The 23,660-nt window shown below is 72.4% G+C and carries 18 protein-coding genes and 1 pseudogene; 13 read left to right on the forward strand and 6 right to left on the reverse strand.

Going from position 1 to position 23,660, the window contains the following annotated elements:
* Positions 1 to 46: 46 nt before the first annotated feature.
* Positions 47 to 973, reverse strand: a complete 927-nt coding sequence (locus tag AC0VXQ_RS09505) for a siderophore-interacting protein (RefSeq protein WP_224799602.1) — start codon at positions 971 to 973, stop codon at positions 47 to 49.
* 200 nt (positions 974 to 1,173) lie between these two features.
* Here AC0VXQ_RS09505 and AC0VXQ_RS09510 point away from each other — a divergent pair, with 200 nt between their 5' ends.
* On the forward strand, positions 1,174 to 2,469 hold the full coding sequence (locus AC0VXQ_RS09510; protein WP_129357653.1) for an aspartate kinase: 1,296 nt from the start codon (positions 1,174 to 1,176) through the stop codon (positions 2,467 to 2,469).
* A gap of 2 nt (positions 2,470 to 2,471) precedes the next feature.
* The gene (locus AC0VXQ_RS09515) at positions 2,472 to 3,425 is read left to right on the forward strand and encodes a 3-methyladenine DNA glycosylase (RefSeq protein ID WP_224799601.1); all 954 of its coding nucleotides are present in this window, start codon (positions 2,472 to 2,474) and stop codon (positions 3,423 to 3,425) included.
* Positions 3,426 to 3,454: 29 nt separating this feature from the next.
* On the opposite strand, the gene AC0VXQ_RS09520 is transcribed toward AC0VXQ_RS09515, so the two are convergent.
* Together AC0VXQ_RS09520 and AC0VXQ_RS09525 are read right to left on the reverse strand one after the other, a co-directional pair.
* The gene (locus tag AC0VXQ_RS09520) at positions 3,455 to 3,643 is read right to left on the reverse strand and encodes a hypothetical protein (protein WP_061225680.1); all 189 of its coding nucleotides are present in this window, start codon (positions 3,641 to 3,643) and stop codon (positions 3,455 to 3,457) included.
* Positions 3,644 to 3,719: 76 nt separating this feature from the next.
* Positions 3,720 to 4,376: pseudogene (locus AC0VXQ_RS09525) on the reverse strand (hypothetical protein); the annotation flags it as partial.
* Between the two features lie 89 nt (positions 4,377 to 4,465).
* Between AC0VXQ_RS09525 and AC0VXQ_RS09530 the strand changes: the two are divergent.
* From AC0VXQ_RS09530 to AC0VXQ_RS09570, 9 genes are all read left to right on the forward strand, one after another.
* A complete protein-coding gene (locus AC0VXQ_RS09530) occupies positions 4,466 to 5,560 on the forward strand; it encodes a FecCD family ABC transporter permease (RefSeq protein WP_224799600.1) in 1,095 nt (364 codons plus the stop codon).
* On the forward strand, positions 5,557 to 6,720 hold the full coding sequence (locus tag AC0VXQ_RS09535) for a FecCD family ABC transporter permease (RefSeq protein ID WP_196826125.1): 1,164 nt from the start codon (positions 5,557 to 5,559) through the stop codon (positions 6,718 to 6,720). The genes AC0VXQ_RS09530 and AC0VXQ_RS09535 overlap by 4 nt, the downstream gene beginning before the upstream one ends.
* Positions 6,717 to 7,607: an ABC transporter ATP-binding protein gene (locus AC0VXQ_RS09540; protein ID WP_100464833.1), complete on the forward strand. Its 891-nt coding sequence runs from the start codon at positions 6,717 to 6,719 to the stop codon at positions 7,605 to 7,607. Before AC0VXQ_RS09535 ends, AC0VXQ_RS09540 begins: the two co-directional genes overlap by 4 nt.
* Before the next feature lie 183 nt (positions 7,608 to 7,790).
* A complete protein-coding gene (gene fepB / locus AC0VXQ_RS09545; RefSeq protein WP_224799599.1) occupies positions 7,791 to 8,843 on the forward strand; it encodes a Fe2+-enterobactin ABC transporter substrate-binding protein in 1,053 nt (350 codons plus the stop codon).
* Positions 8,844 to 9,009: 166 nt separating this feature from the next.
* Positions 9,010 to 10,188 carry a polysaccharide deacetylase family protein gene (locus tag AC0VXQ_RS09550; protein ID WP_129357649.1) on the forward strand — a complete coding sequence of 393 codons (1,179 nt, stop codon included), beginning with the start codon at positions 9,010 to 9,012 and terminating at the stop codon, positions 10,186 to 10,188.
* Positions 10,189 to 10,352: 164 nt separating this feature from the next.
* Positions 10,353 to 10,604, forward strand: a complete 252-nt coding sequence (gene purS, locus AC0VXQ_RS09555) for a phosphoribosylformylglycinamidine synthase subunit PurS (RefSeq protein ID WP_061225684.1) — start codon at positions 10,353 to 10,355, stop codon at positions 10,602 to 10,604.
* A gap of 5 nt (positions 10,605 to 10,609) precedes the next feature.
* Positions 10,610 to 11,389, forward strand: a complete 780-nt coding sequence (gene purQ / locus AC0VXQ_RS09560) for a phosphoribosylformylglycinamidine synthase subunit PurQ (protein ID WP_058730584.1) — start codon at positions 10,610 to 10,612, stop codon at positions 11,387 to 11,389.
* Positions 11,390 to 11,446: 57 nt separating this feature from the next.
* Positions 11,447 to 13,750 (forward strand): phosphoribosylformylglycinamidine synthase subunit PurL, encoded by a 2,304-nt coding sequence (gene purL, locus AC0VXQ_RS09565; protein ID WP_224799598.1) that lies wholly within the window; start codon positions 11,447 to 11,449, stop codon positions 13,748 to 13,750.
* Between the two features lie 19 nt (positions 13,751 to 13,769).
* Positions 13,770 to 15,563, forward strand: coding sequence for an SGNH/GDSL hydrolase family protein (locus AC0VXQ_RS09570; RefSeq protein WP_224799597.1), 1,794 nt, complete (start codon positions 13,770 to 13,772; stop codon positions 15,561 to 15,563).
* Between the two features lie 102 nt (positions 15,564 to 15,665).
* On the opposite strand, the gene AC0VXQ_RS09575 is transcribed toward AC0VXQ_RS09570, so the two are convergent.
* Positions 15,666 to 16,133 carry a hypothetical protein gene (locus tag AC0VXQ_RS09575; protein ID WP_144938000.1) on the reverse strand — a complete coding sequence of 156 codons (468 nt, stop codon included), beginning with the start codon at positions 16,131 to 16,133 and terminating at the stop codon, positions 15,666 to 15,668.
* Between the two features lie 205 nt (positions 16,134 to 16,338).
* Between AC0VXQ_RS09575 and AC0VXQ_RS09580 the strand changes: the two genes are divergently transcribed.
* Together AC0VXQ_RS09580 and AC0VXQ_RS09585 are read left to right on the forward strand one after the other, a co-directional pair.
* Positions 16,339 to 18,849, forward strand: coding sequence for an HAD-IC family P-type ATPase (locus AC0VXQ_RS09580; protein WP_224799596.1), 2,511 nt, complete (start codon positions 16,339 to 16,341; stop codon positions 18,847 to 18,849).
* Positions 18,850 to 19,166: 317 nt separating this feature from the next.
* Positions 19,167 to 21,374, forward strand: a complete 2,208-nt coding sequence (locus AC0VXQ_RS09585) for a glucose PTS transporter subunit IIA (protein WP_224799595.1) — start codon at positions 19,167 to 19,169, stop codon at positions 21,372 to 21,374.
* Between the two features lie 107 nt (positions 21,375 to 21,481).
* On the opposite strand, the gene AC0VXQ_RS09590 is transcribed toward AC0VXQ_RS09585, so the two are convergent.
* The gene (locus AC0VXQ_RS09590) at positions 21,482 to 21,955 is read right to left on the reverse strand and encodes an acyl-CoA thioesterase (RefSeq protein ID WP_058731019.1); all 474 of its coding nucleotides are present in this window, start codon (positions 21,953 to 21,955) and stop codon (positions 21,482 to 21,484) included.
* Positions 21,956 to 22,058: 103 nt separating this feature from the next.
* Positions 22,059 to 23,543, reverse strand: a complete 1,485-nt coding sequence (locus AC0VXQ_RS09595; RefSeq protein ID WP_224799594.1) for an amino acid permease — start codon at positions 23,541 to 23,543, stop codon at positions 22,059 to 22,061.
* Between the last annotated feature and the right edge of the window lie 117 nt (positions 23,544 to 23,660).

Genomic DNA, 23,660 nt, shown 5'->3' on the forward strand with positions numbered 1-23,660 from the left:
CGGGGCGCACGGAATGCCCGGCGCCCCGGCCCGGGGCGTCGGGCGCTCACCGCTTCCTGGTCCAGTAGCCCTTCGCGTGCATCGAGCGCTTGTCCAGCCCCCACTGCTCCAGTAGGAGCCGACGCACCGGGCGCAGGGCGGCGCTCTCCCCGGCAAGCCACGCGAACGCGGGGCCCTCGGGAACGGGCATCCGCTCCACGACCTCCAGGGCCGTGCGACCGGCCAGCACCTCCGCCCGGTCCGGCTCCCCTGTGTTCGCCCGCGCGTCGGCCTCCGGGCTCGCTCCTCGGCTCGCCGCCCCGTCCCCGTCCCCAGGTCGGCCGTCCGCAGACTCCCCGTCCGCAGACTGGCCGTCCGGACCGTCCTCGCCCGGCACCAGCCACGTCAGGCGCACCCCGGCGGGGGCTGAGAGGTCCTGGACGGAGTCCGGGCCGGGCACCTCGAGGATCACCCGCCCGACGGCGTCGGCGGGCAGCTGCTCCAGCCAGCGAGCGATGCCGGGCAGGCCCGTCTCATCCCCCACCATGAGCAAGAAGCGCCCCGGCTCCGGGGCCTCGCGGCCGCTCTTGGGTCCCAGCAGGTGCACCGGATCCCCCGGGGCGAGCGCCTGCGCCCACCGGCTGCCGGGGCCCTGACCGTGGGCCACCACGGCGATCTCCACCGTCCCGAGCCCGGGATCCACCCGGCGCACCGTGTACTTGCGGGTCAGCGGGGCGGGCTTGGCCCAGCGCGGCTTGCCGCCGGTGAGGTCGGGCTCGGGCACCCGGCCGGTCTCCGGATCCGGCAGCACCACGCGCACGGTCTCCCCCACCGCGTGCCGGGTGGGGAATCCGGGCAGGCCCTCCACCACCACCCGCGTCATCGTGGGGCTGAGCCGCTCGACGACGCGCGCCCGGCCCACGCGATAGCGCGGGGCCCGCTCCTGCCGCCCCGTCTCCTGCGTGCCCTGCTTCCGGTGGTCCCGTCCGCCCATGCGCGATGCCGTCCTCTTTCCGCTTCCTGCGCCGCAGTCATGCCATCCGCCGCGGTCCGCATCGTGGGACACCGGATGCGAAGCGGCGTCCTCCTGTGCGGGAGGATACCCTGGGACGGGCGGCCACGCGCCCCACCACCCGCCCTGCCCCGCCCCGGGGGCGCCGGGCCAGCAGGACGAGAACGAGGACGGGAGCACCCATGAGTCTGATCGTGCAGAAGTTCGGCGGGTCCTCCGTGGCCGATGCCGAGGGCGTCAAGCGCGTCGCCCGGCGCATCGGGGACACGAGGGCCGCCGGGGACGACGTCGTCGTGGTGGTCTCCGCGATGGGCGACACCACGGACGATCTGCTGGATCTTGCCTACGAGGTCTCCTCCTTCCGGGGGCCCAGCCGCGAGCTAGACATGCTGCTGACCGCCGGGGAGCGGATCTCCATGGCGGTGCTGGCCATGGCCGTGCGGGAGCTGGGCATCCCCGCGCAGTCCTTCACCGGCTCCCAGGCCGGGATGATCACCGACGGCATCCACGGCGCGGCCCGCCTGGTGGAGGTCAACCCGGATCGGATCCGGGAGTCCGTGCAGGCCGGTAACGTCGCGATCGTCGCCGGCTTCCAGGGCATGAACCGGCAGACCCGGGACATCACGACCCTGGGCCGGGGCGGTTCGGACACGACGGCGGTGGCCCTGGCCGCGGCCCTGGACGCGGACGTGTGCGAGATCTACTCGGACGTGGACGGGGTGTTCACCGCGGATCCGCGGATCGTGCCCACCGCGCACAAGCTGGACGAGGTCTCCAGCGAGGAGATGCTGGAGCTGGCCGCCAACGGGGCGAAGATCCTGCACCTGCGCAGCGTGGAGTACGCCCGGCGCTTCGGGCTGAAGCTCCACGTCCGCTCGTCCTTCAGTACCCTGGAGGGGACCTGGGTGATCCCGAGCCCCACCGACGCCGACTCCCGTGACCTGACGAAGGAGATCCCCTTGGAACAGCCCCTCATCTCCGGTGTGGCCCACGACCGCTCGCAGGCGAAGGTCACGATCGTCGGCGTCCCTGACGTGCCCGGCTACGCCGCGAAGATCTTCGGCAGCCTCAACGACGCCGAGGTCAACCTGGACATGATCGTGCAGAACGTGTCCACCAAGTCCGCCAAGCGCACGGACATCTCCGTGACCCTGCCGCAGGATCAGGGGGACACGGCCCTGCAGGTGCTGCGTCGCGTCCAGGAGGAGGTGGGCTTCGAGGACGTGCAGTACGACGACCGGATCGGCAAGCTCTCCCTGGTGGGTGCGGGCATGAAGTCCAACCCGGGGGTCTCCTTCCAGTTCTTCAAGGCCCTGTCCAACGCCGGGGTGAACATCGACATGATCTCCACCTCGGAGATCCGCATCTCCGTGATCACCCGCCTGGATCTGCTCGACGACGCCGTGCGCGCGGTGCACAGCGCCTTCGACCTGGACCGGGAGGGCGAGGCCACCGTCTACGGCGGCACCGGCCGCTGAGGATGCGCCTGCTCGACGCCGCCCGGTGGCGCGCGCTGGCCGCGGAGCACAGACAGCGTGCGGATCGGCACGGGCAGCCCTTCGTAGATCGTCGCAGCCGGGGCGAGAAGCACCCGGTGGAGGACTTCCTGTTCACCTACTACACCCTGTCCCCCGGGCAGCTGCGCCGCTGGCATCCCGGGGCCGGGGTGATCCTGCTGGACGCCGCCGAGCGTCGAGACTGGAAGCACTACCGGCCCGCCGTCGAGGACGAGCTGCGCGCCGCCGGGCTGGAGACCGATGCCGCCCGGGACATCGCCGCGGCCGGCACCGCGGTGACCGTGGACGTCGAGGGATTCCTGTCCCAGCGGCAGCGCACGGTGGAGTTCGTCCGGGATCTGCTCTCCCGCACGCTGGCGAAGCCGGGATCCTTCGGGTGCTTCGGGCTGCACGAGTGGGCGATGGCCTACCGCTCCGAGGTCAACGGGCATCGGCACGAGTACCTGGACCTGCGGCTGGGCGCGGCGGGCACGGATGAGGTGGTGGAGGGGCATCGGATCACGTGCACGCACTTCGACGCCTTCCGCTTCTTCCAGCCGCAGGCCGTCCCGCTGAACACGATCCAGCCCTCCCGTCGGACGCAGCGGGAGATGGAGCAGCCCGGGTGCCTGCACGCGAACATGGACGTGTACAAGTGGGCGTACAAGCTGCTGCCCCTGGTGGATTCGGATCTGCTGCTGGAGGCCTTCGAGCTGTCGCGGGAGATCCGGGAGATGGACATGCGCGCGGCCCCCTACGACCTGGCGGATTGGGGATACGCGCCGATCCGCATCGAGACCGCGGAGGGCAAGCGGGAGTACGCGCGGCTGCAGCGGGCCTTCGCGGAGCGCTCCCAGCACCTGCGGGAGCGCCTCACCTCTCTCCTCCGCACAACGGGAGATCCTTCCCATATCGGGACCGCACACGTCCCGGAATGAGAGGGATCTCCCGTTTTGCGGGGGTGGGTTCAGCGACGGTGTCGGGAGAGCAGCAGCCAGCCGATCAGCCCGGCGGGGGCGGCGAACAGCACGGTGGAGATCGCCACCGTCACGGAGGTGTCGGCTTCGCCGGCCTCCAGGACGTGGCGAGACCACTCGGGATCGAACATCGCGCCCACGGCAGCGCCGCAGTTGAACAGGAAGTGCAGCAGGATCACCGCGCCGGTGCTGCGTGCGGGTTCGCAGCCATACCGCGCCGAGCAGCAGGCCCAGCAGAGCCGCGCAGACCACCTGCCCGAGCACGGGCACCAGGGCGCCGGGGTTGTGGATGAGGTTGAGCAGGTGGGCCAACCCGAAGATCACCGCGGGCAGGGCGACGACGCCGCGCGGACCCATCCTGCCGGTGGCCAGCAGCGCCCCGGCCAGCACCGCGAGGACCCCGGCGCGAGAGAACAGCTCCTCGACGGCGGCGGTGCCCAGCTGCCCGAGAACTGTGCCGAGGGCCGCCAGCGGCGGGGCGGAGAATCCCCCACCCTGGGCGGTCCAGGACAGGGCGCTCAGGACCAGGACGAGCGCGCCGGCGGCCGGCATGTACCAGCCGAGCAGCAGCCCGCGCCCCATCCGCCCTGGGCGCAGGGCCTGCGGGAGGAGCCCGAGGGCCCGGAGCAGGACCACGGCGGTGGTCAGGGGGATCAGGGTGCCGATGGGGCCCGCCCAGGTGCCCAGCGGCAGGGCCGCGGCGGCCAGGCCCGCCAGCCATAGGCTCACTCCGAAGCCGGCGACCAGCAGCAGCACGGCGGGCAGGGGGCGGCATCGCGCGGTCGCGAAGGGGAGATCGGTCACGGGTCTTCCTCTCAGGGATCGGACAAAAGCGCGAATGATTATCATGTGCAATCCTGGGGAGAACCTGGGACTCCCGCCCCCTTCCGCAAAACTGGAGATCCTTCCCATCTCGGGACCGCACACGCCCCGGAAGGAGAGGGATCTCCCGTTGTGCGGTGAGGAGGAGGGGTGGGGTGAGGCATGGCTATCCTGAACGGGTGACCTCCTCACCGCCCATCGTCGACGACGCCGCCCCCGCGAGCGCCCCGGGGCGGCTGCGCAGCCTGCACCTGTGGTTCCCGCTGGCGCTGCTCGCGGTCATCCTCATCTGCGCGGTGGCCAGCCTCATGGTCGGCGGCCGAGCCAATACGATCGCCCAGGCTTGGGAGCGCATCCCGGACGCCCTGACCTACGCGGGGGACCCGCAGCGCCTGCCCGCCTCTCGCAGCGGCGACGAGCTCGTCGTCGTCATGGGGCTGCTGCGGCTGCCGCGCACCGTGCTGGCCCTGCTGGTCGGCGCGGCCCTGGGTGCGGCCGGCACGGTCATCCAGGGGCACACGCGCAACCCGCTGACGGACCCCGGGATCCTCGGGATCAACGCCGGGGCTGCCGCGGCCGTCGTGCTCTCCCTCGTGTTCGGCTGGACCGACTCGCCCACCGGGTACGTGTGGCCCGCGCTGATCGGCTGCGCGCTGGTCACCGCCGCGGTGTTCGCCCTGTCCTCCACGGGGTCCACGGCCGCCAACCCGCTGAGCATCGTGCTGGCCGGGGCCGCCCTGTCCGCGATCCTCATGGCCGTGGTCAACGCCCTGGTGCTCTCCGACGACGACGCCCTGGAGGGTCTGCGCCAATGGGCCACCGGCTCGGTGGCCGGGCGGGATCTGGACGTGGCGTGGGTGGTGCTGCCGATCATCCTGGTGGGTCTCGTCCTGGCCTGCGCGCAGGGCTCGGCCCTGAATCTGCTGGCCCTCGGGGAGACCGTGGCCCGCTCGCTGGGGTTGGCCACCACCCGCTGGCGGGTCCTCGGCCTGCTCAGCGTGGCGCTGCTGGGCGGGGCGGCCACCGCGGCCGCCGGGCCCGTGGCCTTCGTGGGGCTGGCCGCCCCGCACATCGTGCGCGCCGTCGTCGGGCCGGACTACCGCCTGGTGGTGCCCTACGCGGCGCTGCTCGGCGCGGCCCTGGCCCTGGCGGTGGACGTGCTGGGGCGGATCATCGCCCGCCCCGGGGAGCTGCAGATGGGCATCGTCATGGCCCTGGTCGGCGTGCCGTTCTTCGTCATCCTGATCCGCCGGGGGAAGGTGCAGGCCCTGTGAGCGCGTCCCGCATCCCCCAGACTCACACCACCCAGCCCCGAACCGCCGGCTCCCGCGAGACCAGCACCGCCGACGCCGGGACCGCCCGCGCCGACCTGGGCCTCCGGGCCGTACGCCTCGGGCCGCTCTCCGCGGTGCTGCGCCCGCGGCGCATCGTCGTCGCCGTGGTCCTGATCCTGGTGACCGTGCTCGTGTTCGCCGCGAACCTGGGGCGCGGGGACTTCCCCATGAGCGTGCCGGACGTGCTGCGCACCCTCGCCGGGGGCGGGACCCGGCTGGAGGAGACCATCGTGTTCCGGTGGCGCCTGGGCCGGGCCGTGGTGGGCCTGGCGGTGGGCGCGGCCCTGGCCTTCTCCGGGGCGCTGACCCAGTCCGTGGCCCGCAACCCCCTGGCCAGCCCGGACGTCCTGGGCATCACCAACGGCGCCTCGGTGGCCGCGGTCTTCGTCATCACCGTCTCCGGCACGCACGGGCTGTTCGGCGACGCCGCGGTCTTCGGCCGGGATGTGCTCGGGGTGCCCGTGGTCGCGATCATCGGCTCCGTGCTGACCGCCGCCCTGGTGTGGTGGGTGGCCGGGAAGGACCGCGGCTCGATGCTGCGGCTGGTGCTGATCGGGGTGGGCGCGTCCATGTTCCTCAACGCGATCTCCACCTGGCTGATGGCCGGGACCACCCTGGATCAGGCCGCCGAGGCCCGGCTGTGGCTGACCGGTTCGCTGAACGGACGCGGCTGGGACCAGGCGTGGGCCCCGCTGATCTGCTCCCTGGCCGCCCTGGCCCTGGCCGGGGGGCTGGCCTTCCAGCTGGCGGGGCTCTCCCTCGGCCCGGAGATCGCCCACGGGCTGGGCCACCGCCTCCGGGTCGCGCAGGCGAGCCAGCTGCTGGTCGCCGTCGTGCTGGCCGCGGTGGCGGTCTCCGCGGCCGGGCCGATCCCCTTCGTCGCCTTCGTGGCCCCGCAGATCGCCCAGCGGATCACCGGGGCGGCCACCCCGCCGCTGTGGTGCTCGGCCCTGACCGGGATGCTGCTGGTCAGCGCGGCGGACCTCGTGGCCCGCACGGTGCTGCCGTGGGAGCTGCCCCTGGGCATCGTGACCGCCGTGTGCGGCGCCCCCGTGCTGATCTGGCTGGTGCTGAAGATGAACCGAAAGGCCTCCGCATGACCCCGTTCCGCGACCGCACCTCCCGCCGCGCGATCCCGCCGCAGACGCCGAGCATCGCCCCGGACCCGACGGCGGAGACCCCGGCGGGAGCCCCCGCCTCCCCGTCCGAGGCGCCCGCCGCCCGGATCACCGCGCGCGGGCTGACCGTGGGCTACGGGCAGGACCCGGTGCTGCGGGACCTGGACCTGCAGATCCCGGCGGACCGGGTGACCACCCTGATCGGCCCCAACGGCTGCGGGAAGTCCACCCTGCTGAAGTCCCTGTGCGACCTGCTGCCCTTCAGCGGCGAGGTCCTGCTGGAGGGGCGCAGCATCCGGGAGCTGAAGGGGGTGCGCCGGGCCCGGCGCCTGACCCTGCTGCCCCAGTCCCCCACCGCCCCGGAGGGGCTCACCGTGGCGGGGCTGGTCGCCCGCGGTCGGCACCCGTACCAGTCCTGGCTGGCGCAGTGGTCCGCCCGGGACGACGACGTCGTGCGCGACGCGCTGGAGGCCACCGGCCTGCTGGGCCTGGCGCACCGGCCCATCGCGGCCCTGTCGGGCGGGCAGCGCCAGCGGGTGTGGATCGCGATGGCCCTGGCCCAGGACACCCCCACCCTGCTGCTGGATGAGCCGACCACCTACCTGGATCTGGCCTACAGCATCGAGGTGCTCTCCCTGGTGCGCCGGCTGAGGCAGGAGCGCGGCAAGACGGTGGTCATGGTGCTGCACGACCTCAACCTGGCGATCCGCCACTCGGATCACCTGGTGGCCCTGGCCGGCGGTGCGGTGGCCGCCCAAGGCTCCCCGGAGGAGATCATCACCCCGGAGCTGCTGGAGGAGGTCTTCGGGCTGAAGGCGCTGGTGGTGGCGGACCCGGTGACCGGCGGCCCGCTGGTGGTCCCGGCCTGAGCCGGTGCGAAGCTCCGGCACCGGGCCCCGACATCGGGCCCCGGCCCGGCGTCGGCGGGACGCGCTTCACATCCGGGTGAGGCTCTCCTAAGCTGATGGGGAGCCGGACGACGCCGACGGCCCCGCCGTCGCCCCTCCGGCCTGGAGCACACCCACCCGTCCCCGACCCGAGGAGACCGCACCGTGACCCCGACCAAGACCCCGCTGCGCCGCCTGCTGGCAGCCCTGATCTTCGCCCTGTGCGGCGTCTTCGCGCTCAGCGCCTGCGGCTCCGGCGACGGCAGCTCCGAGGACTCCTCGGATTCCGCCAGCGCCTCGGCCTCCTCCGGGGACTGGCCGCGCACCATCAAGGACGACAACGGCGATGAGGTGACCATCGACTCCCAGCCGAAGAGCATCGTCTCCACCTCCGTGACCCTGACCGGCTCCCTGCTGGCCGCAGACGCCCCGGTCAAGGCCACCGGCATCACCCAGGCCAACACCCCCGTCTCGGATGACAAGGGCTTCTTCACCCAGTGGGGCGACGTCGCCGGGCAGCGCGGCGTCAAGGCGCTGAGCGGCATCACCACCAAGCCGGAGGAGGTCGCGGCGGAGAACCCGGACCTGATCATCGTGTCCAAGACCGGCCAGGACTCCGCGATGGAGCAGCTGGACCAGCTCAAGGAGATCGGCGCCCCGGTGTTCGTGGTGGACTACGCGGACAAGGACTGGCAGGACGTGACCGAGAAGCTCGGTGAGGTGACCGGCCACGAGCAGCAGGCCGAGGACGTCGTGAAGAAGTACGAGGACAAGCTCGCCGAGGTCAAGGACGCCATCGAGCTGCCCGAGCAGCCCACCACGGCCCTGAACTACAACCCCAGCCGCGACGGCTCCGGCTCCAAGGCCAACATCTGGACCGACAAGTCCGCCCAGGGCCGGATGCTCAAGGAACTCGGCTTCGAGCTGACCACCGTGCCCGATGACGCCAAGTCCGGCAGCTCCCAGATGGGCGGCCAGCGCGAGGACATCGTGCCGGTGGACAGCGAGAACCTCTCCAAGGCCATCACCGGCAAGACCGCGGTGATCTTCAACGCCGACGAGAAGAAGGTCCAGGCCTTCGAGAAGGACCAGCTCGTCGCCGACACGGACGCCGTGAAGGACAGCCGCGTCTACGCGATGGGTCTGGACTCCTTCCGCCTGGACTACTACTCCGCGGGCAACGTCCTGGACGTCATCGAGAAGGAGTTCGGCAAGTAGCCGACGCCGCGGGATCCGCGAGCCCCCGCCGGGTGCGGACCTGCGCACCGCCTCGGGCCCCTCTCCCGGTGGGAGAGGGGCCCGAGCCCATATCCCCGAAGGCCGGCGCGGGCCAGGTGCCCGCGTTCGGCCGCCATCGCCTCGAACCACGGAGGAGAACCACCCCATGAGCCTCTCGCGCCGCTCACTCATCGCCTCCGGAGCCGCCGGCCTCGCGGGCCTGGCCTTGTCCGCCTGCGGGCGCACGGGCGGGCAGGCCGGGCCCAGCGCCGGATCCTCGGAGGGCCCCGAGTCCCCGTCCGCCTCCGCCTCCTCGGCCAGCCAGGCCCCCGGCGTCGCCCTGCAGGACATCAGCACGGTCCCGCACCTGTTCTTCCACTCCCTGGTGGCCGATCCCCAGCGGGCCTTCGACGGCGATGACCAGCAGGCCGGGTACCTGGACTACATGGTCACCATCCCGGAGTTCCGGAAGATCATCGCCGAGCTGCACCGACGCGACTTCCAGCTGGTGACCCCGCACCAGCTGCTGCGCGCCGAGGCCGACGGCCGGGTCACGACGCTGCACCCGGAGATCACCCGCGGGAAGAAGCCGCTGATCCTGTCCTTCGACGACCTCTCCTACTACGAGTACATGGACGGGGACGGGTTCGCGCAGAACGTCACGCTGCACGACGGGGAGCTGACCTGCACGTACACCGACGCCGCGGGGAAGACCACCACCGGGGAGTACGACTACGTGCCGATCCTGGAGCGCTTCGTGGCCGAGCACCCGGAGTTCTCCCACGCCGGGGCGAAGGGCACCGTGGCCCTGACCGGGTACAACGGGATCCTGGGCTACCGCACCTCCGAGATCTCCTACGGCCAGGAGAACCGGAACATCCGCCGGGACCAGGAGACGGCCCGGACGGTCGCCCAGGCCATGAAGGACCGCGGCTGGGAGTTCGCCAGCCACTCCTGGGGGCACCTGAACTTCACCCAGGAGGGCGTGGCCAACCTGGAGGCGGACACGCGGAAGTGGAAGGCGGAGGTGGAGCCGCTGGTGGGCCCCACGGACCTGCTGATCTACCCGTTCGGCGCGGACATCGCCGGGGTCGAGCCGTACACGGACGCCAACCCCAAGGTCCGGATGCTCACCCAGCAGGGCTTCCACGCCTTCTTCAACGTGGACGCCTCCCAGGTGGCCTGGTGGCAGATCCAGCCGACCACGATCCGCGCCAACCGCATCAACGTGGACGGGATCTCCCTGAAGGCCGCCATCGACGGGGACAACGACGTGCTGCAGCACTTCTTCGATCCGCGGGCGGTGCTGGACCCGGCCCGCCCGGCGTCCATCGCCGGCTCCTGAGCGCCGGCGCCGTCGCGGTGGTGTGCCGCACGCGACCCCCGGGTAGACTGATCCCGCAAGCTCGCGGAGCGTGCGGCGGCCGCGCCCGGCCGACGCGCGTGAGACGGCACCTTCCGCTCCCCTTCCGCGCGCCCACACCGTCCGCCTCGCGTACAGGAGCCCCGATGCCCCGCATCATCGTCGACGTCATGCCCAAGCCCGAGATCCTGGACCCCCAGGGCAAGGCGATCGCCCGGGAGCTGCCCCAGATCGGCCTGGACGGCTTCACTGCCGTGCGCCAGGGCAAGCGCTTCGAGCTGAGCGTGGAGGGCGAGGTCACCGAGGCCCGCCTGGCCGAGGCCCGCAAGGCCGGTGAGGAGCTGCTGTCCAACCCGGTGATCGAGGACGTTGTGGCCGTGACCGTGGTGGAGGACTGAGCGCGATGACCGTGGAGACCCCCCTCGTCGCGGACCTGCACCAGGACGCCCCGGACGCCGCGCTGGCCGCGGTGCGCGTCGGCGTCGTCACCTTCCCCGGGACCCTGGACGAGCGCGACGCCGCCCGCGCCGTGCGCCTGGCCGGCGGCACCCCCGTGCCCCTGTGGTTCAAGGACTCGGACCTGCAGGGGGTGGACGCCGTGATCATCCCCGGCGGCTTCTCCTACGGGGACTACCTGCGCGCCGGGGCCATCGCCGCGAAGGCCCCCATGATGGCCTCCGTGGCCGACGCCGCCCGCTCCGAGCACGCCCTGCCGGTGCTGGGCATCTGCAACGGCTTCCAGGTGCTCACCGAGACGCACCTGCTGCCCGGCTCCATGATCAAGAACGACCACCTGAAGTTCATCTGCCGGGATCAGCGCCTGCGCGTGGAGACCACCGCGACCCCCTGGCTGGCGGAGCTTCAGCGCGGCGAGGAGATCGTGGTGCCGCTGAAGAACCAAGACGGGCAGTACGTGTGCGACGCGAAGACCCTGGAGAAGCTGGAGGCCGAGGACCTGGTGGCCTTCCGCTACCTGGGCGGCAACCCCAACGGCTCCCGCAACGACATCGCGGGGGTGCGCAACGAGCGCGGCAACGTCGTCGGGCTCATGCCGCACCCGGAGCACGCGGTGGAGGGCGGCTTCGGCCCCTCCTCCTCCGGGCGCGAGGCCGTGGCCATGCGCTGGGGCACGGATGGGCTGCGGATCTTCTCCTCCCTCCTGCGCCAGCTCGTGAACGCCTGAGCCCCACCCACCACGACGACGTCGCCCACCCCCTCCCCGAAGGAAGCCCCGCACCCCATGACCGAGCAGCAGTTCAACCTGGACACCGTCGAGCACGCCGCGAAGACCCCCGATGAGGAGCTGCCCTGGGCGGAGCTGGGCCTGAAGGAGGAGGAGTTCCAGCAGATCGTGCGGCTGCTGGGCCGACGCCCCACCGCCGCGGAGCTGGCCATGTACTCCGTGATGTGGTCCGAGCACTGCTCCTACAAGTCCTCCAAGGTGCACCTGAAGCAGTTCGGGCAGAAGGTCACCGAGGAGATGAAGAAGGACCTGATGGTGGGCATCGGGGAGAACGCCGGGGTCACCGACATCGGCGGCGGCTGGGCCGTGACCTTCAAGATCGAATCCCACAACCACCCCTCCTACGTGGAGCCGTACCAGGGGGCCGCCACCGGGGTCGGCGGGATCGTGCGCGACATCATCTCGATGGGCGCCCGGCCCGTGGCGGTCATGGACCCGCTGCGCTTCGGGGACATCGACCACCCGGACACCGCGCGCGTGGTGCACGGGGTGGTGGCCGGGGTCGGCGGGTACGGCAACTCCCTGGGTCTGCCGAACATCGGCGGCGAGGTGGAGTTCGACCCCTGCTACCAGGACAACCCCCTGGTCAACGCCCTCGCCGTCGGCGTGATGCGCCACGAGGACATCCGCCTGGCCAACGCCTCCGGGGTGGGCAACCGGGTGATCCTGTTCGGCGCGCGCACCGGCGGGGACGGCATCGGCGGGGCCTCCGTGCTGGCCTCGGAGTCCTTCGACGACGCCAAGCCCTCCAAGCGCCCCGCCGTGCAGGTGGGGGACCCCTTCGCGGAGAAGGTGCTCATCGAGTGCTGCCTGGAGCTGTTCAAGGAGTCCGTGGTGGAGGGCATCCAGGACCTGGGTGCCGCCGGGATCTCCTGCGCCACGTCCGAGCTGGCCTCCAACGGGGAGGGCGGGATGCACGTGGACCTGACCAAGGTGCTGCTGCGCGACCCCACCCTGACCCCCGGGGAGATCCTCATGTCCGAGTCCCAGGAGCGGATGATGGCCGTGGTGACCCCGCAGAACCTGGGCCGCTTCGAGCAGATCATGGACAAGTGGGACGTGGAGTACTCCGTGCTCGGAGAGGTCAACGACTCCGGGCGCCTGACCATCGAGTGGGGCGGGGAGATCATCGTGGACGTGGATCCGCGCACCGTCGCCCACGACGGCCCCACCTACGAGCGTCCCCTGGCCCGCCCGGACTGGCAGGACGCGGTGGCCGCAGATCGCTTCGCCGGCTCCGCCGCGGACGCGGACCGGCCCTCCGGGGCGGACCTGGGCCCGGCGATCGTCGAGCTGATGTCCTCCCCGAACCTGTGCTCCAAGGCCTGGGTGACCGACCAGTACGACCGCTACGTGCAGGGCAACACGGCCATGTCCCAGCCGGACGACGCCGGGGTGATCCGGGTGGATGAGCAGACCGGGCTGGGCGTGGCCCTGTCCACGGACGCGACCCCCCGCTACGCATACCTGGACCCCTACGAGGGGGCGAAGGCGGCCCTGGCCGAGGCCTACCGCAACGTGTCCACCGGCGGCGCCCGGCCCGTGGCGGTCTCCGACTGCCTGAACTTCGGCTCCCCGGAGGACCCGGCGATCATGTGGCAGTTCGCCGAGGCCGTGCGGGGCCTGGCCGACGGCTGCCTGGAGCTGGGCGTGCCGGTGACCGGCGGCAACGTCTCCCTGTACAACCAGACCGGCGGGCGGGCGATCAACCCGACCCCGGTGGTCGCCATGATGGGCGTCATGGACGACGTCGCCCGCCGCACCCCCTCCGGGTGGGAGGCCGATCAGGACGGGCAGGCGATCTACCTGCTGGGCACCACCGCCGAGGAGCTGGACGGGTCCGAGTGGGCCCGGCTGCGCGGGCACCTGGGCGGGGTGCCGCCGCGGGTGGACCTGGCCCGGGAGAAGCTGCTCGGGGACATCCTGGTGAACATGAGCCGGGACGGGATGATCGACTCCGCCCACGACGTCGCCGCCGGCGGGCTGGCCGCGACCCTGGCGGAGGCGTGCCTGCGCTTCGGCGTCGGGGCGCGGATCGGCCTGGGCGAGGTGGCCGAGCGGGACGGGGTGGATGAGTTCACCCTGCTGTTCTCCGAATCCCAGGGGCGGGTGGTGTGCGCGGTGCCGCGCACCGAGGAGGTGCGCTTCAAGGACATGTGCACCGCCCGGGACTACCCCTTCGCGCGCATCGGCGTGGTGGATGCACAAGCCGGGGCCCTGGATCTGCAGGGCATCGCCTCGGTGGACCTGGACGAGCTGCGCGCGGGGTGGGCCGGCACCCTGCCCGCCCGCTTCGCCTGAGTCGCACGGGAGGGATGCGATGGCCGCACGGGCATCGTCCTGGACCGCGCTGGGGACGGTGCTGCTGCTGGGCGCCGGTCTGCTCACCGGGTGCGCTCAGCGCGCCCCGGAGGTGACCGGTGAGATCCTGACGCACTACCAACGGGACGGGGTGCGCCAGGCCCTCGGGGAGCCGGTGGAGGATCAGCGCTGCGGGCTGCCCGGGGACGGCTGCGAGCAGGCCTTCCAGCGCGGGCGGATCTTCTGGTCCCCGTCCAGCGGCGCCGCGCACCTGGTCGCCGGGCCGCTGCTGGACTGGTACACCGGCCACGGCGGCCCCGAGGGCGACTACGGGTGGCCCGCGGAATCCCTCGACGCCGGGGCCCGTCAGCTGCGCACCGGACACGCCGCCGACGGCGCCTCCTGGCTGCTGGTGCGCCGGGAGGACGGGGACGGCGCGGGGCGGCAGGGCACCGCGAGCCCGGGTTCCGCCGCGAGCGCCTCCGTGCAGGAGCGGGATGCGGAGGAGGCCGGCGACGGCGTCGTGCCGGTCAGGACCAGCGGGGCGATCGGCGCGTACTGGCTGGCCCACCGGGAGCGGCTGGGCGCCCCGAGCACGCGCACCCCGGAGGGCGAGCGCTGCGACGAGGCGCCGACCCCGGTGTGCCGGCAGAGCTTCGACCGGGCGGACCTGCTGTGGGATGCCGCCCACGGGGCTCAGCCGCTGTGCGGGGTGTTCCGCGGGCGCTACGAGGAGGCGATGGGCGCGGCCGAGGCCCCGGAGCGCACGCTGCCCGGCGGCGTCGTGCTGCAGAGCTTCCTGGCCGCGGACGGCACCCGGACCGTGCTGCGCTGGGGCGCCCGGGACGGCGTCGCCTCGGCCTCCCTGCGCGGACGGGTGCAGGCCGATGAGCAGGGGTATCTCAGCGTGCTGCCGGAGCAGGGCCGGGAGGATCCCGCGCGGACCCTGGATGCGGTGGCCGCCCTGCACGGGCTGGGGGAGGCGCGCGGCCCGGTGCAGACCGGACCCGGCGGTGTGATCTCCCGGGAGCACGCGGGCGGGGTCGCCGTGCTGAGTCCCGAGGGCACGGCCGTGGCGATGTCCGCGCCGGTGCTGCGGCAGTGGCTGCGCGGGCCCGCGCTGGTCGGGGCCCCGGTGGCCTCGGCCCGCGGGGAGGACGGGGTGATCCGCACCCGCTTCACGGCGATGACGCTGGCCCATCACCCGGAGCGGGCGGGGCTGGTCATGGCCGAGGATCAGGCTATGGGGGCCGGGGACGCCCTGGTGCTCGGGGATTCCCAGCTGCTGGACGGGGACCACGACGGCTCATGGGTGTCCCGCTCGATCCGCGCCCTGGGCTGGACCCCGCACTACCGGGCCCGCGGCGGGATCGGCGTGGTGGCGGACGGCTCGAAAGACCACTACGGCTCGTACCTGGACGGGGTGGCCGGCGGCCGGTGGGTGCTGCCCGCGGGGGACCCGGGGCTGGTGTACGTGCAGGGCTCCGGCAACGACGTCGGGGTGGCCCCGGAGAGGCTGCGGGAGGGGACCGCGCGGCTGCTGCGCACGCTGAAGGAGGCGTATCCGCAGTCGCGGATCGTGCTCAGCGGGGTGATCTCCAAGAAGGGCGCGACGGCGCGGGACCGGGTGGCCGATGCCCTGGAGCAGGTGGCCCGGGCGGAGGGTGTGGAGTTCGTGCCCCTGCGCGGGAAGATCACCGAGTGGCACGCGGAGGGGGACCTGGTGGACGGGAAGCACTTCTCCGCCCCCACCGGCCACGAGAAGATGGCCGCCGCCTACACCCCGTACCTGCGCGAGCGCCTGGCCCGCTGACCGGATCGCGTTCGGGACCGGTTTGTCGTTTCGGGACGGGATATTCCGGTCCCGAAGCGACGAACCCGTCCCGAAACCTCGTCGGGGCGGGCCCCGGCCCGGTCAGGCGGCGGGGGCGGTGGAGGCCGTCACAGCGATGAACAGGGCCAGGGAGAGCAGCATCCCCACGGGCCCGGCCACTCCGGCGGCCCACACCCAGGCGCGCCGGTAGCCGCGGGCCAGGCCGATGGCCAGCAGCAGGAAGCCGATGAGCACCAGCACCGCCCAGAGCACCTGGGAGGCCAGGGCGATCAGGGGCAGGGCGTACTCGCTGTACTGCCCGGCCTCGAAGGCCTCCTTCATGGTCGCGTAGGAGGATTCCAGCTGCACCCGCACCAGCACCACCGCCCCCAGCAGGGAGGCGAACACGGAGAAGATCACCCCGATCAGGCTCAGCGTGGCCCCGACGACGGCGGTGCGCCGCCCGCGCACGGGACGCTCCAGCGGCGCGCCCTCCGGGACGTATTCGGTGCCGGGGATCTCCGGCGGGGCGGGGCGACGGGCAGAGCGTCGGCTGGTGCGGCGAGCCATGCGATCTCCTCCTCGGGAAGCGAGTGGGCTCCTGGTGCGTGCGGGGGCGCCTCCCAGGATCTCACGAGCCCCCGCCCGAGGCCGCGCACCGCGCACCACCGGCGGGCCCGGGGACCACACCGGGGACGGCGTCGGCTCCGGTCCGGGCGGGGTGCTCGCGGATAGACTGGGCGGCGCAGCACCCCCACCCCAGCCGAGGAGAGCGATGAGCGTCCGGACCCACCAGGCACCCGCCCTCCCCCGGGCCGACGACGCCGAGCTGGTCCGCACCGGACTCACCGCCGAGCAGGTGGCCGCCCGCCGCGAGCGCGGCCTGACCAACACCCAGCCCACCACCACCTCCCGCAGCGTGTGGGCGATCATCCGCACCCACCTGCTCACCCTGTTCAACCTGATCCTCGGGCTGTGCGCGGCCGTCATCATCGCGCTGGGCCGGTGGCTGGACCTGCTGTTCTCCCTGGCGGCGCTGAGCAACATCGTCATCGGCTTCATCCAGGAGTTCTCCGCCAAGCGCAAGCTGGACCGGATCGCCCTGCTGCGTCGGGACCCGGCGCGGGTGGTGCGCGGCGGCGAGGTCGTCGAGGTGGCGCTGGAGGAGCTGGTGCTGGACGACGTCCTGGTGCTCACCCGGGGGGATCAGGTCCCGGCCGACGGCGAGGCGCTCACCGCCGACGGGCTGGACCTGGACGAGTCCCTGCTGACCGGGGAGAACGACCCGGTGACCAAGAGCCCCGGGGACACCGTGCTGTCCGGCTCCTCGGTGACCGGCGGGTCCGGGCGGGTGCGCCTGAGCGCCGTCGGCTCCCGCTCCCACGCCGCCTCCCTGGCGGCCGAGGCGCGCACCTTCCGACCGATCTTCTCCGAGCTGCGCGCCGGGATGCAGCAGGTGGTGCGGTGGCTGAGCTGGGCGCTGGTGCCGATCGTGGCGGTGGTGCTCAACGGGCAGATGCAGGCCGTGGGCGGGTGGCACGCGGCGTTCGCCACCGGGGCGTGGCGCGATGCCCTGGTGGTCGCGGTGTCCTCGGTGGCGTCGATGGTCCCGCAGGGGCTGGCGCTGATGACCACGATCGCCTTCGCGGTGGCCGCGGTGAAGCTGGCCCAGGACGAGGTGCTGATCCAGGAGCAGCCGGCCGTGGAGGTGCTGGCGCGGGTGGACACGGTGTGCTTCGACAAGACGGGCACCCTCACGGAGGGCGGGGTCTCCTTCGACGCCGTGCATCCCCTGGACCCCGCCGATGCGGGGAAGACCGAGACTCCCGCAGGCGCCGCGGCGGCCCTGGCGTGGTTCGGCGCGGACCCGCACGCCAACCCCACGGCGGCGGCCCTGGCCGAGGGCTTCCCGGAGGCGCCCACGGAGGATCCGGAAGGTGTGCTGCCGTTCTCCTCCGCGCACCGCTTCTCCGGGGTGCAGCTGCCCGGGGCGGGGGCGTGGCTGCTGGGCGCCCCGGAGGCCCTGCTGGCCCCGTCTGCCCTGGCCGATCCGGACCGCTATGACGCCGCCCGAGCCCGGGCGCGGGAGCTTGCGGCGTCGGGGCTGCGCACCCTGGTGCTCTCCCGGGCGCAGGCCCTGGCCCGGGGGCGGGACGGGAAGCCCGCCCAGGAGCTGCCCGGTGACCAGGAGCCGGTGCTGCTGGTGACCTTCCGGGAGCAGGTGCGCACCGACGCCCGGGAGACCCTGGAGTTCTTCGCCCAGCAGGGCATCGCCGCGAAGGTGATCTCCGGGGACAACCCGGCGACGGTCGCGGCGGCGGCCCGCCAGGCCGGGGTGGACCTGCAGGGGGAGGCCGTGGATGCCTCCGCCCTGCCGGAGGAGGGCCCGCAGCTGGCGGAGGCGGTGCGCGAGCACGCCGTGTTCGGGCGGGTCTCTCCCGCACAGAAGCGGAACATGGTGCGAGCCCTGCAGGAGGACGGGCACGTCGTCGCCATGACCGGGGACGGGATCAACGACGCCCTGGCCCTGAAGTACGCGGACCTGGGGATCGCGATGGGCAACGCCGCGCCGGCCACCAAGGCGGTGTCCCGGCTGGTGCTGCTGGACGGGCAGTTCTCCCGGCTGCCGGCGGTGCTGGCGGAGGGGCGGAAGATCATCGCGAACATCGAGCGGGTCACACACCTGTTCCTGTCCAAGACGGCGTTCGCGGTGCTGATGGGGGTCACGCTGGGGCTGCTGGCCTGGACCTTCCCGTTCCTGCCGCGCCAGTACTCCACGGCGGATCTGCTGATGCTGGGCGGGCCCACCTTCGTGCTGACCATGCTGCCCAACAACCAGCGGTACGTGCAGGGGTTCCTGCGCCGGGCCCTGCACTTCGCGCTGCCGAACGCGGTGATCGTGACGGCGGCGGTGGTGGCGGTCAACGGGTACGCCCTGTTCGCCGATCCCACCCCGGTGGGCACGCGCGCGGTGCAGACGGCGAGCTTCCTGGTGCTGGTGCTGGTGGGCCTGTGGATCCTGTGCGTGGGCTCCCGACCCCTGACCCTGGCGCGGGCGGGGCTGCTGGCGGCGATGTACGCGGGTCTGGTCCTGGTGCTCACGGTCCCGATCTCCCGGTGGTACCACGAGTTCCAGATCCCGGATGCGGACCTGCTGGCGGTGGCCCTGGGCGTGGGTGCGCTCGGGTGCGCGCTGGTGGAGGCGAACTTCCGGTGGCACCGGCGGTGGCTGCGCCGCACCCAGCCGCAGGCCGTCGACGCCGCCGCGGCCGCCGGCCAGCTGTAGCCCCTCCCCGCGGGCCCCGGCGGCAGATGGTTTCGCGAGCAGCCAGGGGCCGGGCGGTGAACGGGGTACGGAAACAGTCCGGCACGGGGCCTGCCGAGCGTCTATACTGGGGGCCGAGCGGCGGCCCCCTGAGGCCGTCGGATCCTCAGGATTGTTACTGACGATCAGGCAAGACCTGGGTCTCCCAACCGCATGAGCAGCGCCTGCGTGCGCCACAAGGACCGTGGCTCGCGCGCGCCGTCGTGCCCCCGGGAGGCTCAGGTCTTTCGTGTATCTGCCCCGGTAAGCACCCGGGCACTCGCACCAAGGAGCGACACATGGATCACCAGAAGACGGCGCAGTCCGTCCTTGACGGGCTGGGTGGGCCCGAGAACATCAACTACTTCACCCACTGCGCCACGCGCCTGCGCGTGACGCTCAACGACAAGTCCAAGGTGGACAAGCCCGCCATCGAGAAGACCGACGGCGTGCTCTCCGTGATCGAGCAGTCCGGGCAGACCCAGGTGGTCATCGGCAACGAGGTCGCGGACGTCTACGACGCCATGGCCAAGATGCCCGGGATGGAGAAGGAAGGCGGCTCCGCGCAGAAGCCGGCCGCCGGCGAGGGCGCCGGGGACGAGAAGAAGACCGGGATCATCACCCGGATGTTCGACGTCCTCTCGGACTCCTTCCGCCCCGTCCTGTGGGCCCTGCTGGGCTCCTCCATGATCCTCACGCTGATCGTGCTGCTGCAGACCCTCGGCGTGTTCGGGCACTACACCAACTTCCAGGGCGAGTCCGTGACCGTGGACCTGGTCAACGGGCCCAAGCTCGGCGACGACGCCCTCAACGCGGACATGCTCAACCAGTGGCGTGCCCAGTTCCCGTTCTGGTTCATCATCCTGGGTGCGGCCCTGTCCGTGCTGAACTTCATGCCCATCATGGTGGGTGCGACGGCGGCCAAGCGGCTCGGCGCCAACATGTGGGTGGGTGCCGCGATCCCCGCGGCCCTGATGACCGACGCCTTCAAGGGCCTGTCCGACATGGCCGGGGGCGCTGACCACATCACCCTGTTCCACATCGGCGGCTTGGACGTGCCGCTGTACCTGTTCAACTACACCGGGCAGATCTTCCCGCCCCTGTTCGCGGTGGCGCTGCTGGCCCCGCTGGAGCGGCTGCTGAAGAAGGTCATCCCGAACATGCTGCACATGGTCTTCGTGCCCATGATCTCCCTGCTGATCATGGTCCCGCTGACCGCGCTGATCATCGGGCCCATCGGCGTGAAGCTGGGTCTGGGCATCTCCGACGTGTTCCAGTGGCTCAACGACATCAACCCCGCCATCGTGGGTGTGGTGGTCGCCGGGTCCTACCTGTTCATGGTGCCCCTGGGCCTGCACTGGCCGCTGAACGCCGTGATGATCTCCAACCTGTCCACCCTGGGCTACGACTTCATCCAGTCCCCGATGGCCGCATACAACTTCGCGGTGTTCGGCGTGGTCACCGGTGTGGCCATCCGCGCCAAGCGGGACAAGGAGCTGCGTCAGACGGCCACGGGTGCGGCGGTCTCCGGTCTGCTGGGCGGCATCTCCGAGCCGTCCCTGTACGGCGTGGTGCTGCGGTACAAGCGCGTGTTCCCGCTGATCCTGGTGCCCGCGATGATCGCCGGCGGTCTGATCTCCTGGATGGGCGTGCGCTCCTACGCCTTCGCGTTCACCTCCCTGCTGTCCATCCCCGCGATGCAGCCGATCCCGCTGTTCTGCATCGGCCTGGCCATCGCCTTCTTCGGCGGTATGGCCGGGGTGCTGATCTTCGGCTTCCGCTCCAAGGATCAGCGCGAGGCGGATCTGGCCAAGCAGAACCTGGCCGCGGATGAGGTACCCACCGAATCCAACGCCCCGGATCTGGTGGCCGCCCCGGCCGGCGCCGTGGCCGCGGCCGCCGGCGGCACCGCGGTGGGTGCCGCGGGCACGGCCGGCGCCGGGACGGGCGAGGGCGTGTCCTCCACCCGCGACGACGCCGGCTCCGCCAGCGCCGAGCCCGCGAAGCCCGCCGCCCCGGCGAAGCCGAAGCCGACCTACGAGCCCGGCACCGAGCTGAGCGTCGGCTCCCCGCTGGAGGGCAAAGCCGTGGCCCTGTCCGAGGTCCCGGACCCGATCTTCTCCGCGGGGAAGCTGGGTCAGGGCGTGGCCATCGAGCCGACCGGCAACACCGTCTACGCCCCGGCCGACGCCAAGGTCATCGCGACCCCGGGCTCCGGGCACGCGATGGGTCTGCGGCTGGACAACGGCGTGGAGCTGCTGGTCCACGTCGGCATCGACACCGTGAACCTGGGCGGGGAGGGCTTCGAGGTCCTCGTGTCCAAGGGCGATGAGGTCACCGCCGGGCAGGAGCTGTACCGCTTCGACCGGCAGGTCATCAAGGACGCCGGGTACCCGCTGATCACCCCGGTGCTGGTGACCAACACCCCCAAGTACGCCAGCGTGGAGGGTCGCCCAGCCGACGCCGTGACCCCCGGGGACGCGGTCATCACGGTGACCACCAAGTAGTCCCACCCGGCGCACAGCACGACGGCGCCCGCCTCCTCTCGGATCCCCAGCGGGTCCGGGAGGGGGCGGGCGCCGTCTCGCCGCGTCTGGGGGCTGCCGGGGGCCGTTCAGGCCCGCAGGTGCCGCTGCAGGGTGCGACGCTGCTCCGGGCTCAGACGCACCAGCCCGCCGTCGGGCCGGACGAAGGCCAGCACGGTGCTCGCCGCACAGCACGCGGTCCCGGTCGCGGCATCGCACACCCGGTAGCCCACGGTGAGGCTGGCCGGGGTGACCCGCTGGACCCACACCTCCACCCGGGCCGGATCGCCTCGGTAGGGCAGGGGCGAGCGGTACTTCACGGTGTGCTCGGCCACCAGCGCCTGGGTGCCCGCGGGCAGGTCCGCGAACACGGGGATGGGCACCTCCTGGCGACGCTGCTCCGGGACCTCGCCCGCGCTGGGCGGGGCGCCGAAGGCCAGCGCGCGGGCCTCCTCCAGGATCCGCACGATCTGCACGTTGTTCACATGCCCGTACGCGTCCATGTCCCCCCAGCGCAGGGGGACCTCCAGGATCACGGGCTCGGGATCGACTGCTGCACTCATGCCAACCACTCTAGGAGCGCGCTCCGCCCGCGCGCTCCCGCGAACCGGCCCCTGAGTCAGCAGGCCGGGGGCCCGGCCCGCCCGCGCCGGACCGCGCCGCGCCTCAGCGGCGACGCTGCGGAGGGGCGACCGTCGGCACGGCGCCGGTGGCGTCGTGGGCCTCCTGGAAGGCGGACTCATCCAGCTGGGCGTGGTGGCGCACGGCGGCGAAGAACACCACCACGAGCACCGCGAAGAACGCCACGGCCACCAGGCCGGGCACGACCATCGTCGCGCTGGAGAACACGGCGACGAACACCGCGACCAGCCCGAGGATGCCCACCCCGGCCATCGCGGACCCTCCGAGCAGGCGGAACTGGTCCGCGGCCCCGTCCCGGCGCCGGTAGGAGATGTAGGAGACCAGGATCAGGCCCCACACCACGAGCACCAGGGTGGTGATCATGGACATCATGATCTGGAAGACGGACTCGGTGAACAGCGCCAGCACCACCACCAGCAGGATGCCCAGGCTGGACACGGCCAGGGCCCCGGCGGGGATGCCGCGCGCCGTCGTCGCCCGCAGCCGGCGCGGGGCCATGCCCTCGTAGGACAGGGAGTGCATCAGGCGGGTGCCGGCGTACACGTTCGCGTTCGCCGCGGACAGCGCCGCGACCAGCACGATGAAGTTGATGACGGCCGCGGCCGCCGGGATCCCGACGTCGGAGAACACCCGCACGAACGGGCTGGAGCTGAGCCCCTCCTCCTGAGTGAGGGTCTCCGAGGACATCAGGCACATCACCACGAACAGGGACAGCACGTAGAAGGTGGACAGCCGCCACACGGTGGCCTTGGCGGCCGAGCGCACCGAGCGCACCGGGTCCTTGGCCTCGGCCGCGGAGATGGACACCAGCTCGATCCCGCCGAAGGAGAACATGACCACGGCCATCGCCAGCCAGATCGACGCCGGCCCGTTGGGCAGGAATCCCCCGCCCTCGGTGAGCCGGTGCAGGCCCTCCGCGGGGTGGCTGGGCAGCCCGAAGAACACGATGATCAGGCCGATGATGATGAACGCGATGACCGCGAGCACCTTGATCCCGGAGAGGATGAACTCCACGGAGCCGAAGGACTTCACGCTGAAGGCGTTCAGCCCCAGCACGATCGCCCCGAACACGACGATGCCGACCCACAGCGGCAGCTCCGGCCACCAGAACTTCAGGTACGTGGCCACCGCGACCAGCTCCGCCCCGGCCACCAGCACGGTGGTGGCCCAGTAGGACCAGCGGGAGATGAACCCGCCGAAGGGCCCGAGGTAGCGGGCGGCCATGGAGCCGAAGCCGCCGCGCACGGGGAAGCGCACGGCCATCTCCCCGGCGGCGCTGGCGATGATCGCGGCGATCAGGGAGCCGATGGCGTAGGAGACGATCACGGCCGGGCCGGCGATGGCGATGGCCGCCCCGGAGCCGAGGAACAGGCCGGTGCCCAGGGCGGAGCCGAGGGCGATCATGGTCATCTGCTCGTGGGAGAGGGAGCGGGTCAGCCCGCCCTGACCGGGGGCAGGCTCCGCGGGGGTGGGCGCGGCGGCGCCGGGATTCTCGGGTGCGTGGGACACGGCGGAAGTGCCTTTCGGGTGCGAACCGGATGATCCGACCAGCATATCCGCCCGGCGCGGGCGAGGTCGGGCGGCGGCGGGCGGCATCGCGCGCCCCGGACCGGGCGCGGATGTGGT

The organism is Rothia sp. QJM3NY_36, from assembly GCF_056173115.1.